Source organism: Maribacter sp. 1_2014MBL_MicDiv, assembly GCF_001865655.1.
GTDB classification, from domain to species: domain Bacteria; phylum Bacteroidota; class Bacteroidia; order Flavobacteriales; family Flavobacteriaceae; genus Maribacter; species Maribacter dokdonensis.
The window spans coordinates 1,415,969-1,431,968 of sequence record NZ_CP011318.1; the positions used below are offsets into that span (position 1 = coordinate 1,415,969).

At 36.9% G+C, this 16,000-nt stretch carries 16 protein-coding genes; 13 read left to right on the plus strand and 3 right to left on the minus strand.

Features of this window, described 5'->3' with window-relative positions; all coding sequences use genetic code 11:
* Window positions 1–4: 4 nt before the first annotated feature.
* The 13 genes from YQ22_RS05850 (at window position 5) to argH (ending at window position 13,018) form a co-directional block, all read left to right on the plus strand.
* Entirely contained in the window at window positions 5–1,324 is a 1,320-nt protein-coding gene (locus YQ22_RS05850) for a mannosyltransferase (protein ID WP_232231330.1), read from the plus strand.
* Between the two features lie 237 nt (window positions 1,325–1,561).
* The gene (locus tag YQ22_RS05855) at window positions 1,562–2,176 is read left to right on the plus strand and encodes a GNAT family N-acetyltransferase (RefSeq protein WP_058105019.1); all 615 of its coding nucleotides are present in this window, start codon (window positions 1,562–1,564) and stop codon (window positions 2,174–2,176) included.
* A 148-nt stretch (window positions 2,177–2,324) separates the two neighbouring features.
* Window positions 2,325–3,512: an argininosuccinate synthase gene (locus tag YQ22_RS05860; RefSeq protein WP_071340425.1), complete on the plus strand. Its 1,188-nt coding sequence runs from the start codon at window positions 2,325–2,327 to the stop codon at window positions 3,510–3,512.
* Window positions 3,513–3,622: 110 nt separating this feature from the next.
* Window positions 3,623–4,597, plus strand: coding sequence for an N-acetyl-gamma-glutamyl-phosphate reductase (gene argC, locus YQ22_RS05865; protein WP_071340426.1), 975 nt, complete (start codon window positions 3,623–3,625; stop codon window positions 4,595–4,597).
* Between the two features lie 134 nt (window positions 4,598–4,731).
* Window positions 4,732–5,526: a pyrroline-5-carboxylate reductase gene (gene proC, locus YQ22_RS05870; RefSeq protein WP_071340427.1), complete on the plus strand. Its 795-nt coding sequence runs from the start codon at window positions 4,732–4,734 to the stop codon at window positions 5,524–5,526.
* A 48-nt stretch (window positions 5,527–5,574) separates the two neighbouring features.
* The gene (locus YQ22_RS05875) at window positions 5,575–6,699 is read left to right on the plus strand and encodes an aspartate aminotransferase family protein (protein WP_071340428.1); all 1,125 of its coding nucleotides are present in this window, start codon (window positions 5,575–5,577) and stop codon (window positions 6,697–6,699) included.
* A complete protein-coding gene (locus YQ22_RS05880) occupies window positions 6,696–7,892 on the plus strand; it encodes a glutamate-5-semialdehyde dehydrogenase (protein ID WP_071340429.1) in 1,197 nt (398 codons plus the stop codon). The genes YQ22_RS05875 and YQ22_RS05880 overlap by 4 nt, the downstream gene beginning before the upstream one ends.
* Window positions 7,893–7,953: 61 nt before the next feature.
* Window positions 7,954–8,721 carry a glutamate 5-kinase gene (gene proB / locus YQ22_RS05885; RefSeq protein ID WP_058105013.1) on the plus strand — a complete coding sequence of 256 codons (768 nt, stop codon included), beginning with the start codon at window positions 7,954–7,956 and terminating at the stop codon, window positions 8,719–8,721.
* A complete protein-coding gene (locus tag YQ22_RS05890) occupies window positions 8,718–9,659 on the plus strand; it encodes an acetylornithine carbamoyltransferase (protein ID WP_071340430.1) in 942 nt (313 codons plus the stop codon). The genes proB and YQ22_RS05890 overlap by 4 nt, the downstream gene beginning before the upstream one ends.
* Window positions 9,649–9,831: a hypothetical protein gene (locus tag YQ22_RS05895; protein ID WP_058105011.1), complete on the plus strand. Its 183-nt coding sequence runs from the start codon at window positions 9,649–9,651 to the stop codon at window positions 9,829–9,831. The genes YQ22_RS05890 and YQ22_RS05895 overlap by 11 nt, the downstream gene beginning before the upstream one ends.
* Window positions 9,821–10,600: an acetylglutamate kinase gene (argB, locus tag YQ22_RS05900; protein ID WP_071340431.1), complete on the plus strand. Its 780-nt coding sequence runs from the start codon at window positions 9,821–9,823 to the stop codon at window positions 10,598–10,600. The genes YQ22_RS05895 and argB overlap by 11 nt, the downstream gene beginning before the upstream one ends.
* 1 nt (window position 10,601) lies before the next feature.
* Window positions 10,602–11,675: a M20 family metallo-hydrolase gene (locus tag YQ22_RS05905; RefSeq protein ID WP_071340432.1), complete on the plus strand. Its 1,074-nt coding sequence runs from the start codon at window positions 10,602–10,604 to the stop codon at window positions 11,673–11,675.
* A 62-nt stretch (window positions 11,676–11,737) separates the two neighbouring features.
* Window positions 11,738–13,018, plus strand: a complete 1,281-nt coding sequence (gene argH, locus YQ22_RS05910) for an argininosuccinate lyase (protein ID WP_071340433.1) — start codon at window positions 11,738–11,740, stop codon at window positions 13,016–13,018.
* On the opposite strand, the gene YQ22_RS05915 is transcribed toward argH, so the two are convergent.
* From YQ22_RS05915 to YQ22_RS05925, 3 genes are all read right to left on the minus strand, one after another.
* Window positions 13,011–13,898, minus strand: a complete 888-nt coding sequence (locus YQ22_RS05915) for a YihY/virulence factor BrkB family protein (RefSeq protein WP_071340434.1) — start codon at window positions 13,896–13,898, stop codon at window positions 13,011–13,013. The two genes, argH and YQ22_RS05915, sit on opposite strands and share 8 nt — an antisense overlap.
* A 101-nt stretch (window positions 13,899–13,999) precedes the next feature.
* Window positions 14,000–15,064, minus strand: coding sequence for a zinc-binding metallopeptidase family protein (locus YQ22_RS05920; protein WP_071340435.1), 1,065 nt, complete (start codon window positions 15,062–15,064; stop codon window positions 14,000–14,002).
* A 34-nt stretch (window positions 15,065–15,098) separates the two neighbouring features.
* Window positions 15,099–15,941 (minus strand): pseudouridine synthase, encoded by an 843-nt coding sequence (locus YQ22_RS05925; protein ID WP_071340436.1) that lies wholly within the window; start codon window positions 15,939–15,941, stop codon window positions 15,099–15,101.
* Window positions 15,942–16,000: the final 59 nt, after the last annotated feature.

The following is a 16,000-nucleotide window of genomic DNA, read 5'->3' on the forward strand; positions in this document are numbered from 1 at the left end:
CTTTTTGAAACTCCATAAAGTTTCCCTCACCTTAGCGGTATTAAGTTTTGTATTCTACTATACGTTTGCCTATCATTTACCTAGAACAGATTTCATAAAACTGATTACCCTATTTGTTGCCCTATTCTTTTTCTGTTTTAAGCTGATACAATTTGAAAAACACAACTTTAGGTTTTTACTGGGTATAGGCGTCATATTTAGACTGGTATTTTTATTTGCAGAACCTAATCTTTCACAAGATTTTTATAGATTCGTTTGGGACGGACATTTAGTAGCCAATGGCAATAACCCCTATCTACACACTCCAGATGAGTTAATGCAAAACATGGTATCAATAATACCGAATGCCAAAGAGCTGTACGACGGTATGGGTAGTTTAAGCGCAAGGCACTACAGTAATTACCCCCCTTTAAATCAACTTATTTTTGCCTTGGCCACTATTCTTGGCGGCAAGAGTCTTTTTGGATCTTTATTCGCTATGCGTTCAATTATAATTCTGGCTGATATAGGTATTTTCTATTTTGGCAGAAGGTTATTAAAAAACCTTAATCGATCTCCGCATCTAATATTCTGGTATTTCATTAATCCGCTTGTAATAGTTGAACTCACCGGAAATCTTCATTTTGAAGGGGTCATGTTGTTTTTCTTTATTCTATCGATGTTTTTATTGTCCATAGATAAATGGAAAACCGCCGCAATGGTTATTGCCTGCTCCATCTCCATAAAATTAGTACCTCTTTTATTCCTTCCTATTTTTTTAAAATATTTGGGTTGGAAAAAAAGTATTGTTTTCTATAGCATTATCGGCATTACGTCCATAGCTCTTTTTCTGCCTTTTAACACGCCAGAATTTATAGACAACTATAGTAGAACCATTAAACTTTGGTTCTCTAATTTTGAATTTAACTCGAGCCTCTATAACCTTGCCAAAAAAACAGCCGTTCATTTTGACGCAAAACCTTGGGAGTTCATTAAAGAATACGGTAAAATTACCCCACTAATAACTGTTATTACTGTAGGGTTATTTACATTTTTCCCCAAGAAATACGACTTAAACAGGGTACTTTGGTCAATGATGTGGGTTTTGACCATTTATTATTTCATATCTACCACAATACACCCTTGGTATATTATATTTTTAGTGCTACTATCTATTTTCACTTCATATAGATATGCCATTATTTGGACTGCCGCCGTAGTACTTAGTTATTATGCATATTCCCAAGCAGATTTCAAAGAAAGCCTTTGGCTTTTAGGCATTGAATATATTTCAGTATTTGCCTATTTGACTTATGAAATTGTTGCACATCGTAACAAAAAGTAAACTTTTTGTAAAAATTATGTCATGCGGGATGTCAAATAAATATAATTTGTACATTTACCCCGTAATGAACGAAATAAACTACTTTTTATATAGCACCGTGAGCCCAGTGGCTCTAGCGCGCCCGTTCACATCTCGCCGTCGTCGCCCGTAAGGGTAAGATATATTTATGGAATTAGGTGAGTCCATTTCCGCACAACAAATCAAATTTATTTTTTACACTTTTAAATCTAACTGGCAATGAACTTAATTGTTGCTAACGAATCACATTTTAAATACGCTCAGGATATCTGCGATACCATAGCTGAATCTGCCAAAGTACGCGGTACCGGCATAGCAAAACGTACCCCAGAGTATATTCAAAGAAAACTTTCTAACGGTAATGCCATACTTGCATTGGACGGAGATAAATTTGCGGGTTTCTGCTATATAGAAGTATGGGGACACGAGAAATTTGTAGCAAATTCCGGACTCATAGTACACCCAGATTATAGAGGGCAAGGTCTAGCTAAAAGTATTAAAGCCAAAATCTTTGAATTAAGCAGGGAGAAATTTCCCGATGCCAAAATATTTGGAATCACCACAGGTTTAGCAGTGATGAAAATTAACTACGAACTAGGCTATAAACCTGTTACATTTTCTGAACTTACAGATGACCCTGAGTTTTGGAAAGGCTGCCAAACTTGTAAAAATTTTGACATCCTTACGAGAACTGAACAAAAAATGTGTCTCTGTACCGGTATGTTATATGACCCTACCACAAAGAAAAAAACTGAGAACACTAAAGAAATGAACGGTAAGGCATTTACAAGATTAAAAAGTATAAAAGAGAGTTTGTTTCTGAAAAAGAAATAAGAGAATAGAAGTTATGGAGCTTAAAATGACTTTTACCAATTACAGATTTAAGGATCAAAGTCCTATTTATTTCTTCTAACCTCTCAACTCAAAACCTATAGAACCAAAATAAATAATTATCCGGCTTGCCGGAATTGAACATCATACAATGAAAAAATTAGTACTAGCATACAGCGGCGGATTGGATACTTCTTATTGCGCCAAGCATTTATCAAAAGACAAAGGATTTGAAGTTCATGCAGTAAGCGTGAACACAGGAGGTTTCTCTGTTGAGGAAATAAAGGAAATTGAGAAGAAAGCTATTGAACTGGGCGCTTCCTCTTATACCTCTATAGATGCCGTACAGACCTTTTATGATAAAGTAGTAAAGTATCTTATTTTTGGTAATGTACTTAAAAACAATACCTACCCACTTTCTGTAAGTGCAGAAAGAATTGTACAGGCAATAGAAATTGTAAACTACGCTAAAAAAATAGGCGCTGGTTATATTGCCCACGGTAGTACAGGCGCGGGTAACGACCAAGTACGTTTTGATATGATTTTCCAGATCATTGCCCCAGAAATTGAAATCATCACGCCTATTAGAGATAACAAACTAGCCAGGGAAGAAGAGATCGCATACTTAAAAGAAAACGGTGTAGATTATCCTTGGGAAAAAGCAAAATACTCTATTAATAGAGGACTTTGGGGTACTTCTGTTGGTGGTGAAGAGACATTAACTTCAGAAAAGCCCTTACCAGATAGCGCCTACCCAAGCCAATTACAGGAAAAGAACCCTACAGAGGTAAAACTTACTTTTGAAAATGGCGAATTGGTTGCTATTGATGGTGCAAAAGACAACCCAGTTGCAAATATTGAAAAACTAGAGGCTTTGTCATCTAAATATGCCATTGGAAGGGATATTCACGTTGGCGATACTATTATAGGTACCAAAGGCCGAGTTGGGTTTGAGGCTCCTGCTTCTTTAATTATCATAAAAGCACACCATTTATTAGAGAAACATACACTTACAAAGTGGCAACAATTTCAAAAGGAACAACAAGGCAATTTCTATGGCATGTTATTGCATGAAGGCAATTACCTAGATGCTGTAATGCGTAACATAGAAACCTTCTTGACAGATACTCAAAAAACGGTTTCCGGAGATGTATTTGTAGGCTTATATCCATTTCAGTTCAGGTTACACGGTATTTCATCTAAACATGATTTAATGACCGATGCTTTTGGTAAATATGGCGAGGTCAATAAAGGATGGACAGCAGATGACGCTAAAGGATTTATTAAGATTCTTTCAAATTCCGGAAAAATCTACAACCATGTAAATGGGGATAAATAGTTAGGAAAAAATAGTATTAAGTAATGAGTACAAAGTATTAAGTGAAAAATTCCAATAGTAGATAAAGTACTTAATACTTATTACTTGATATTCATTCAGAAAATAAAATTATGATTAAAGCAGGTATTATTGGTGGTTCTGGGTATACGGGAGGTGAGCTTATTCGCATCTTATTACATCACCCAGCAACTGAAATCGATTTTGTATTCAGTACTACTAGAGCTGGAAAAAAGGTGACAACGGCTCATCCAGATCTATTGGGGGTTACTGATATGGAATTTACAGGTAGTGTAAATCTAAATGTAAACGTTGTTTTTCTATGTTTAGGCCATGGTAATTCTACCGCATTTTTAAACGAGCATCAATTTTCAAAAGAGACCGTTATTATAGATCTGAGCAATGATTTTAGATTACATGCCGATGCCAATTTCAATGGTAAGGAGTTTGTTTATGGTTTACCGGAATTATTCAAATCCGAAATTGAAAATGCAAAATATATAGCTAATCCTGGTTGTTTTGCAACTGCTATCCAATTGGCATTGCTACCCTTGGCAAAAGCCGGGTTGTTGGACAATGAAGTACATATAAATGCTGTAACCGGTAGTACCGGTGCGGGTGTTAGTCCGTCTGCCACATCGCACTTTTCATGGAGAAATAATAATGTAAGCTGGTACAAGCCTTTTACACATCAGCATTTAGGGGAAATCAACGAGAGCTTACATTCATTTCAAAAAGATACTGGTAATCTGTATTTTATGCCCAATAGAGGGAATTTTACCCGTGGTATTTTGGCAACTTCCTATACCAAATTTGAGGGTAGTTTAGAGGATGCTAAAAAAATCTTTCAGGAATTTTATAATGATGCGGTGTTCACCCAAATATCAGATGAGCCCATCAATTTAAAACAAGTGGTAAATACAAATCAATGTCACATCCACTTACATAAACATGAAGATGTGCTGTTGATCACCTCTGCCATAGACAACTTATTAAAAGGTGCATCTGGGCAAGCGGTGCAGAACATGAACTTAATTTTCGGTTTGGAAGAAAACCTAGGACTTAATTTAAAAGCCGGAGTCTTCTAAATGATTTGATGGACTATTGAAATAACATAAGATTGAAATAAAATTAATGAGGACTAATTTTAAGTAGTGATATGAAATTTACGGTTTACTTCATACTTTTTACTTAGCACCTTTTACTTAATACTACACCAAACATGAAAACAGCCATTATAGGTACAGGTAATTTAGGACTTTCTATTGCTAAAGGCATATTGAACAGTAATGGTGCTACCAGTATGTACCTTACCAAAAGGGATACCACAGCTATAGCAGAATTTGAGAAATATGATAAGGTTACCGTTACAAATGACAATAGAATAGCCGTTGAAAATTCAGATATTTTAATTTTTGCCGTACAGCCTATTCATTTTGCCGCCATTTTAGAAAGTATAAAAGATCTATTGACGGATAAACATGTAATCATCTCTACTATTACCGGATTTAGTATTGAAAAAATAGAAGCGGTAATTGGTAAAGACAACTTTATCATAAGAAGTATGCCCAATACGGCTATTTCCGTGGGTAAATCCATGACCTGTATCTGTAGCAACGAAAAAGGTAAAAAAAGGGTTGAATTGGCAAAAGCCATTTTTAATAGAATGGGACATTCTATGGAAATCCCCGAAGGTCAAATGCAGGCTGCAACCGTAATCTGTGCAAGTGGTGTAGCTTTTTGGATGCGCTTAATACGTGCCACCACCCAAGGCGCCATACAGCTTGGTTTTGATGCCAAAGAGGCTCAAGAACTTGCTATGCATACTTGTAACGGTGCCGCAAGCCTTTTAATAGAATCCGGTAATCATCCTGAAGAAGAAATTGACCGTGTTACCACGCCTATGGGTTGTACCATAACCGGTTTAAATGAAATGGAACACCAGGGTTTAAGCTCATCATTGATACGCGGAATTATTTCCTCTTACGACAAGATCACCGAATTCAAAAACAAGTAAACACGCTACCCTACCCGTTCATTATTTTGAACTTGAAACTTTTCAACTATGAAATTATTTGACGTTTACCCTTTGTATAATGTAACCCCGGTTTCCGCAAAAGGCATTGTAGTAACTGATGACCAAGGACAGGATTATTTGGATTTCTACGGCGGGCATGCCGTTATTTCCATTGGCCATACGCACCCACATTATGTAAAGCGTTTAAAAGACCAATTGGATAATATTGGGTTTTATAGCAATGCGGTACAAAACCCTTTACAGGTAGAATTGGCCAACAAATTGGGTGAAGCATCCAATTGTGAAGATTACAATCTATTCATGTGCAACTCTGGCGCAGAGGCAAATGAAAACGCATTGAAAATGGCTTCTTTTGTAACCGGAAAATCAAAGGTAATTGCCTTTAACAACGGTTTTCATGGACGTACTTCTGCTGCGGTAGCAACAACGGACAATCCATCTATCAATGCTGAAATTAACCTGCAACATGAAGTTGTTTTTCTTGACCTAAACGACAGTAAGGGTTTTGAAAGGGAAATATCAAAGAATGTTTGTGCCGTTATCATTGAATCTATTCAAGGCGTTGGTGGTTTAGATGAACCTACGACCGAATTCTTACAGAACGTTGCTTTGTTTTGTAAAGAGAATGATGCATTATTAATAGCAGATGAAGTACAATGCGGATTTGGCAGAAGCGGAAAATTCTTTGCATTTCAACATCATAACATTCAACCGGACATCATTAGTATTGCCAAGGGAATGGGCAACGGTTTTCCTGTAGGTGGTATTCTTATTCACGAAAGTATAAAGGCAAAATACGGAATATTGGGCACCACTTTCGGTGGCAATCATTTGGCTTGCGCAGCCACCATGGCGGTTTTAGAAGTAATTGAAAAAGAAAATCTAATTCAAAATGCTAAAGCATTAGGCGAATATTTCAACGAAAAGGCAAAAGAAATTCCGCAAGTAAAACGGGTAAAAGGAAAAGGCTTAATGTTAGGGCTTGAATTTGATTTTCAGGTTGCCGATCTGCGTAAAAAATTAATTCACGAACATTTTCTTTTTACAGGTGGCGCAAAAGATAAAACAGTGCTAAGAATTTTACCTGCCCTGAATATTACAAAACAAGATTTAGACGTGTTTTTTACAGCTCTTAAAAAAGCCCTATCATGAAGACAACCCTAAGCATATCTAAAAGGAATGCCGTACTTAAGCGTATGGCAGGATTGGTGCAGCAAGAAGAATCAATTCTAATATCTGCCAATGAAAAAGATTTAAATTCTTTTGAATCAGGCGATATTGCAATGGTTGATCGCTTAAAGGTAAACAAGACCAAGGTAGCAGAAATGATTTCTTCCTTAAAAAAATTAGCTGCCTTGCCAGACCCTTTGCATGTAGAACGTTTTCAATTTACCCATGAAAATGGTTTAGAGATCAGCAACAAAACCGCACCTTTCGGTACGATCATGATTATTTATGAATCTAGGCCAGATGTTACCATTGAAGCTGCGGGCATCGCATTTAAATCAGGCAACAAAATATTGCTAAAGGGGGGCAAAGAGTCTTTGAACTCCAATTTGGTTTTAGTAAACCTATGGCACAAAGCTTTGGAGTCTTGCGATTGTGCTACGGATTGGGTGACTTACCTTAATTATTCTAGAACAGAAACTCAGCAGTTTTTAGAAAAACCAACACAAAAACTAGACTTAATTGTACCTAGAGGCGGCGAAAAGCTGATTGCTTTTGTTAAGCAACATGCACAGTGCCCGGTAATAGTAAGCGGTAGAGGAAATAACTTTGTATATGTTTCGCACGAGGCAGATTTGCAAATGGCACTGGATGTTATCGTCAATGCAAAGACCACAAAAATTTCCGCTTGCAACGCCGTTGACAAAGTCATCATTTCAAGAGATTTACCACGCAAGGCAGAATTTTTAAGTCATTTGATCAAGACCCTTAAAAAACACAATGTTGAAATTTTGACCGATGCCAAATTAGCCGGATTAGATGGCACCTCTCAAATGGAAAATGAATCTGTTTGGTTTGAAGAGTTTTTGGATTATAAAATTGTACTAGGGCAAGTGCCAGATGTAGATGAAGCCGTACAGCTCATCAATACCTATGGAGGCGGCCACTCCGCTTCTATCATTACTAAAAATGAAGAGGAAGCAGATGTTTTCATGCAATCTGTGGATACCGCTGCGGTATACCATAATGCATCTACCCGCTTTACGGATGGCGGACAATTTGGTCTTGGAGGAGAACTAGCCATTAGTACAGATAAATTACATCAACGCGGCCCTATAGGATTACAGCATTTAGTAACCAATAAGTGGTACGTAAAAGGAAATGGTCAGGTAAGGTAGTTAGGAGTTAGGAGTTAGGAGTTAGGAAAATAAGATTTCACCTAACATAAACGATATTAAAATGTTGAAAAAGAGAATTTTATTGAAATTAGGTTCCAATACCTTAACCAAAGACACTGATCATATTTCCCGAGGAAAAATTGAGGATATTGGTCGGCAAATTGCCGCTCTAAAAGATAAGTTCGAATTTATTATTGTGAGTTCCGGTGCCATTGCCGCTGCAAGGCAGTTTGTTAAGTTGGAACATAATGGAGAAGAAATTAATGTAAAGCAGGCATTGGCATCTATTGGTCAGCCTCATCTAATGCGCATTTTTCAAGAAAACTTTAGGGAGCTTGGGCTCTTTACATCACAATGTTTGTTATCCTATTCCGATTTTGAAAATGAGCAAACTAGAGCGAATATTAAAAACACCATTAATGTTCTTGTTGCCAACAACTTCATTCCTATCATTAATGAAAATGATACCGTTGCTACTGATGAGATCAAATTTGGTGATAACGATAAATTGGCCGGTTTAACTGCATCGCTTTTATCTGCTGACATTCTTATCATTGCTACAAATACAGATGGTATTTACACAAAATCATCTTTAACGACTTCCACACCAAAAACAATAGAAGCCGTTTCAGACCTGACCAAATTGCTAAAAGAAATAGGGGAATCCAAATCTACCCACGGCACCGGTGGCATGCAGTCAAAAATTGATGCAGCCACCATTGCACAAAAAGCAGGTATTGAAACCTGGATCACCAATGGGCTGAACGATAACTTTATTGTTGATGCCATTGAAAATAAAAGCACATTTACAAAAATAACATCATCATGAATTACCTTTCAATAAACGATATAGACGTTTTATCCAACTGGGTAAAAGAAGCCATAACACTTAAAAAACAACCTAAAAAATTTAAGGAATTAGGTAAAGACAAAACTATTGGGTTGTTATTCTTTAACAACTCGCTTCGTACACGTTTAAGTACCCAAAAAGCAGCAATGAATTTGGGTATGGAAGTTATTGTAATGAATTTTGGTAGCGAAGGTTGGGCTTTGGAATATGCCGATGGTACCATTATGGACCAAGGAACTTCTGAACATATTAAAGAGGCCGCCCAAGTAATTTCGCAGTATTGCGATATCATTGCCATTCGTGCCTTTGCCGGTTTAGTAGATAAGGAACTAGATGAAGCCGAAGAGGTACTCAACGGTTTTAAAACATATGCTTCGGTACCTATCGTAAATATGGAAAGCTCTGTGGGGCACCCATTACAAGCATTAACCGATGCCATTACTTTAGAGGAACACAATTTTAAAAATAACCCTAAGGTTGTTCTTTCTTGGGCGCCACACCCAAGGGCTCTACCACATGCCGTTGCCAATTCATTTGTACAAATGATGCAAAAGCAACATGCCGATTTTGTGATTACGCATCCTGAAGGTTATGAACTGGACCCTAACATCACAAAAGATTGTACTATTGAGCACGACCAAGAGAAGGCTTTAGAAAATGCCGATTTTGTTTATGTAAAGAACTGGAGTAGCTATACCGATTATGGTCAAATAAAATCGCAGGACCCAAACTGGCAAATGACACTTAAAAAATTAGGCAAGGCAAAATTTATGCACTGTCTTCCTGTTCGTAGAAATGTTGTTGTTGCCGATGAAGTTTTGGATAGTGACCAGTCTTTGGTTATAGAACAGGCAAATAACAGAACCTACGCAGCACAATTGGTGTTAAAGAAAATACTGGAGAGCAATGAAAATTAATAAGTGGATCTATATTGGTATTGCGCTATTCGCCCTCATCCTTTTTGTAATGAATATGGTAGATATTGACCATAGCACCGCTCATTGGAAAGCCTATATGGGTCCGGTCAGTAATATTATTCTAATAATCGCCATGGTACTCATGTTCAAATTTGCAGATTATGAAAAATAAATTAAGTGTTGTAAAAATTGGTGGTAATGTAATAGAAGACGAAAACGCCCTAGACGTTTTTCTCACTGCCTTTTCTAAACTTGAAGGCTTAAAAATTTTGGTCCATGGCGGTGGAAAATTAGCCACTCAATTAGCAACCAAACTTGGCATTGAGTCTAAAATGATAGATGGCAGGCGTATTACCGATGGCGAAACCGTTGATATTATAACCATGGTGTATGGCGGCTTGGCAAACAAGAAAATAGTTGCACAACTACAAGCTAAAAACACCAACGCAATTGGATTAAGCGGTGCTGACGGTGATAGCATACAGGCTCATAAACGTCCTGTTAAAGAAATTGATTACGGATTTGTAGGCGATATTGATGGTGTAAACGCTGCATTATTATCCAAGCTTTTAGCGGCGGATTTAACACCCATTTTCTGTGCCTTATCGCACGATGGTGCCGGACAGTTATTAAACACCAATGCAGATACGATTGCCTCTGAAATTGCAATAGGCATGGCACCTACCTTTGAAACTACGTTGTATTATTGTTTTGAGAAAAAAGGGGTTTTAATGGATATTGCCGATGAAAACAGCGTAGTTAAAGACATTAATACCAATACCTATAAATCACTTTTATCCGATGGTATCATTGCTGACGGAATGTTGCCAAAACTTCATAATTGCTTTCATGCCCTAAACCACAACGTAGCAAAAGTTTGCCTGGGCGATGTTACCATGTTAGATAAAAACACAGAACTGTTCACGACAATAAAACTTTAAGATGAACCAAACAGAACTTACAGAAAGTGCAATTGCATTACTGAAGCAACTCATATCAATAGAATCTTTTTCTAAAGAAGAAGATAAAACAGCCGATGCAATACAGGCTTGGCTGGCAAAATATGACATACCTACGGAAAGAGACCTCAACAATATTATTGCTAAAAATAAATATTGGGACGACTCAAAACCTACATTATTACTGAATTCGCACCACGATACGGTAAAACCAAATACGGCATACACCAAAGATCCTTTTTTGCCCCAAATTGAAGATGGCAAGTTGTTTGGTCTTGGTAGTAATGATGCTGGCGGACCGTTGGTTTCCCTTTTGGCTACTTTTGTAAACTATTACAATGCAGAAGACTTAAATCACAATATTTTAATGGTCGCCTCTGCAGAAGAGGAGAATGCAGGTGAAAATAGCTTGCGCGGTTTATTGCCAAAACTTCCACATATAGATGTAGCCATTGTTGGTGAACCTACTTTGATGCAACTTGCTATTGCTGAAAAAGGATTGGTGGTTTTCGATGCTGTTGTTAAAGGTACTCCGTCGCACGCCGCACATCCAAACAATGATAATTCCATATACAACACCATCAAAGTTCTGGAATGGTTCAAGAATTATTCTTTCGAAAAATCTTCTGAAGCCTTGGGCGATGTAAAAATGACGGTTACCCAAATAGATGCTGGCAAACAACATAATGTGGTACCGGCACAGGTAGATTTAGTAGTGGATGTACGTGTAAACGATGCATATAGCAATAAAGAAATTGCAGATTTATTAAAGAAGGATGCGCCATGCGAATTAAAGGAGCGATCTTTACGTTTAAATTCATCGAAAATAGATAAAGACCATCCGTTGGTGCAATCTGGTATTGCCTTGGGCAGAACAACTTATGGCTCACCTACATTATCTGATCAAGCAGCGTTAAGTTGCCAATCGTTAAAATTAGGACCTGGGGACAGCACACGCTCCCACTCTGCCAACGAATTTATTTATGTACATGAAATTGAAGAAGGTATAGATTTATATATTAAATTATTAAAAGGCTTCCTTTCAATCAACAATTAAAAATAACCAATTACCAATAAGCATTGTTCATTGCTTAATTGATAATTGATAACTGACAACATATGAAACTCTGGGATAAAGGATTTAGCACCGATAAAAAAATCGATCACTTTACAGTTGGCAACGATAGAGAATTGGATTTACACTTAGCAAAATACGACGTTATTGCCTCTAAGGCACATGCAAAAATGCTGGGTAAAATAGGATTGATTTCCCCCAAGGAAACCGCTGAACTTGTAAAAGAACTTGATAATATTGCCGCGCGAATAGAAAAAGGCACATTTTCTATAGAAAATTCTTTTGAAGACATGCATTCTAAAATTGAATACATGCTGACACTAAGTCTAGGAGATACCGGTAAAAAAATACATACTGCACGTTCCAGAAACGACCAAGTTCTTGTAGCCATGCATTTATACCTAAAAGATGAATTGACAGAAATAAAGGCGATGACCAAATCGCTTTTCAACCTTCTTTTGTTAAAAGCACAAGAGCATAAAGATGTTATGCTACCAGGTTACACACACTTACAGATTGCCATGCCATCTTCTTTTGGGCTATGGTTTTCCGCCTATGCAGAAAGCTTAATAGATGACCTTTATTTTATTGAAGCGGCCTACAAAGTTGCAGATCAAAATCCGTTAGGTAGTGCTGCCGGTTACGGTAGTTCATTTGCTATAGACCGTAGTTTTACCACCAAAGAAATGGGTTTTGAAACCATGAAATATAATGTGGTTGCAGCACAAATGAGTAGAGGAAAAGCTGAAAAAGCTACCGCTTTTGGTATTGCCAACATTGCAGCTACCCTATCTAAAATGGCCATGGATATTTGCTTGTATATGAGTCAGAATTTCGATTTCATCTCTTTTCCAGATGAGTTAACCACGGGTTCCAGTATTATGCCACACAAGAAAAATCCCGATGTGTTTGAGTTGGTACGTGGCAAATGCAACAAACTACAGTCTATTCCTAATCAATTGACATTGGTCATCAATAATCTACCTAGTGGTTATCATAGAGATTTGCAATTGGTGAAAGAAATTATTGTTCCGGCAATTCAAGATATGAAGGCTTGTTTAGAGATTTTAACTTTTAGCCTAAAGGAAATCAGAGTGAACGATAGTATTCTAGACGACCCAAAATATGATTATTTGTTTAGTGTGGATACATTAAATGAGTTGGTACAAAGCGGTATGCCGTTTAGAGATGCCTACAAGAAAATGGGTATAGAGATCAATGCAGGTACTTTTACTCCAAAAAGAGATATTCATCATACACATGAAGGAAGTCTAGGTAATTTATGCTTAAAAGAGATTCATGATAAAATGAAAAAACTCAACTGATTTTCACATACTTATCAGAATAAATCTTGGTAAACTGTGCTCCAAAAGTGACTATTAAACTAGAGTAGGACACCCAAAGCATGACCAAAATTATACTCCCGGCCGCCCCATAGGTAGAGCCGGGTTCCGCTTTTCCAAAATAGAATGCCAAAGCATATTTACCAAGTAAAAACAATACAGCAGTAAGTGCGGCACCTACTTTAACCGCTTTCCAACGAACATGAGTACTGGGCAAATACTTGAACATAGCCCCAAATAATAAGTAGATAAAACCAAGTGATAATATTAGATCTAAAACGAACCCAAGTTCTAACATACCATCTGGCAAAAGTCTGGAGAGCTGCGTTGAAAACGCCGATAATAGAGAAGTCAACACAAAACTAACCAATAATAAAAAGCCAATAATAATTATAAAACCAAAACCTTTTAAACGCATAAACAATGTAGAAATAAACTCATTTGTGTATTTAGGATTTGCCTCCCAAATTTCATTCAATGCGTTTTGTAATTGATAAAATACTCCCGTAGCACCATAAATTAACACACCGATCCCTAAAAGGGTAGCAATCAATGAAGTTTGCTGACTACCTTGATCCTTGATCATCTCTTGAATAGATTGTGCGGTTTCTGGTCCCATGGCAGAAGAAATTTCAGCGAACAATTCTCCCTGAACAATCTCCTTGCCCCAAATACCGCCAACTAATTCCAATATTAAAATAAGCAGACCTGGCAATGACAATATTGCATAATATGCTATAATAGCACTAATCTGAAATGGCTCCTTTTCCATCCAAGCATGATACGTTTTTACAAATAACTTAGGGAGATGGGTTAGTTTAAATTTGGAATTCTGTCTATTAATCTTTTCTACCTGTGCCATACGTACTGAAATGAATTCAAATAAATTTACCCGTATAACCTTTAATGCAATAATGCTATAGCGTAAAATACTAACTCTTATTCCTTCAGAAATTAATTAATTCATAAAATCCCTTTTAACAATTTATGAATGAACTCTAATTTTTTCTCAACAGGTTTTGAGATTATAAACGGATAGGGATCGTCTTCTCCCAAAGAACGGTTCATACTATTAAGTGTAAATAAAAGGGGAATACCTGTTTCCATTATTCTACTAAAATCAGTAACGGTATATGGATCAAAAGCCGCATTCATTTTCAGGCTTTTCTTAGCAATTATTTTAGGATTTGATTTGAGACCGAAATTATATGCGGTTTCCAATACATCAGTCAAGTGTAAATAATGGGACCACGTTTCTGCCCAATCTTCCCAAGGGTGGGATGATGCATATTTACTTATAAAACTTTGTTGCCAATTTGCCTTTGGACCATTATTATAATGGGTGGTCAATGCATCTGCATACGATTGAGATTCATCACCAAAAATGCTCCTAAAATCCGCTAATACCTCCGGATTATCACGAATTAGCAAATCCCAATAATAATGTCCCACCTCATGTCTAAAATGACCGAGCAAAGTTCTATACCGCTCTGCCATTTGCTGTTTTACCTGCTCGCGAACAACAGGGTCCGCTTCCGCTATCATAAGGGTAATTACACCATCTGCATGACCCGTTTTTAAGCCTTTTGATTCTTCTGGAAGCTCATCTTTCTCCAAAAAATCAAAGCAAAAACCTTTATCATCATCTATTGTTTTGCTAACTACCGGTAGTCTAAAACGCAATAATTGATATACCAATCTGTGCTTGGCGACCTCAATATGTTTCCATTTTTTAAGATTATCATCATCTAAAAGATACGGAATTGTTCTGTTCAGGGTACAGGCAAGACAGAATTTGCGATCTCTAGAAACGTCAACCAACCAGTTACAGACCGTGTGCTTATAGTTCTCACAATATTCATAGGTCTTTCCATCCAGTTCTTTAACCTGCCATTTAGCAGCGCTTGGATTTAAAGAAACAATTTTATTATAATATGATGAATAGCCCAGTTTAAAACCGCAGTTTAAACATGTATTGTTTTCAAAAACAACCGTACTCTTACAATTGGTACACTGAAATAATTTCATATCCTATAGCCTTTATTAAGACAAGGAGCATGTACTATTTGATCATTTTGAAATTAATGATTTCTTGTTCTGTCAAATATCTCCAGTGCCCTCTTGGTAAATCTTTTTTGGTAAGACCACCATAAACTACCCTATCCAATTTTTGGATTTTATATCCTAAGGTTTCAAACAAACGCTCTACAATTTTATTTCTAGAACTATAAATTTCAATACCAACTTCCCTTTTGGGAGCATCCGCAATGAAACTAATATCCTGTACACGAACTACTTTTTCATCTACAACGACCCCTTCTTGAATTTTCTTTAAATCGGCACTTCGTAATTCTTGCTCAAGTACTAAATGATATATTTTACGTAGACCGTTGATAGGGCTTTTTAACGTCTTGGTCATATTACCATCATTAGTAAACAAAAGTAAACCTGTATGTTCTTTTTCCAATTTATCTACAGGAAGTAATTTTGACTTAGAAGCACTTGATATTAATCCAGAAACGTGTCTTTTACCTCTTTCATCGCGAATGGTGGTAACAAAGTCTTTTGGCTTGTTAAGTAGTACGTATTCTCTTTTGACCGGATTCAATAATTGACCATCGAATTTTACCTCATCGCTTAACTTTACCTTGTAACCCATTTCGGTTACAGGCTTACCATTTACTGTTACACTACCGGCGGCAATGTATATATCGGCATCTCTCCTAGAACATACACCAGAATTGGCCACGTATTTATTTAATCTAATTGAATTAGGGTCTTGTGGCTTACTTGGAGTTACATTTTTTTTAATGGGAGAATTACCACGGGCGTAGCTCTTTTTTTTAAAATTACCACCTTGCCTACCTGACGGTTTCTTACCTCTACTAGAATCATCCCTGCTCATAATTGTACCAATTTTGCACAAAGGTAGCAAATTGCATTGCGGTTCAAATAGTTATATGC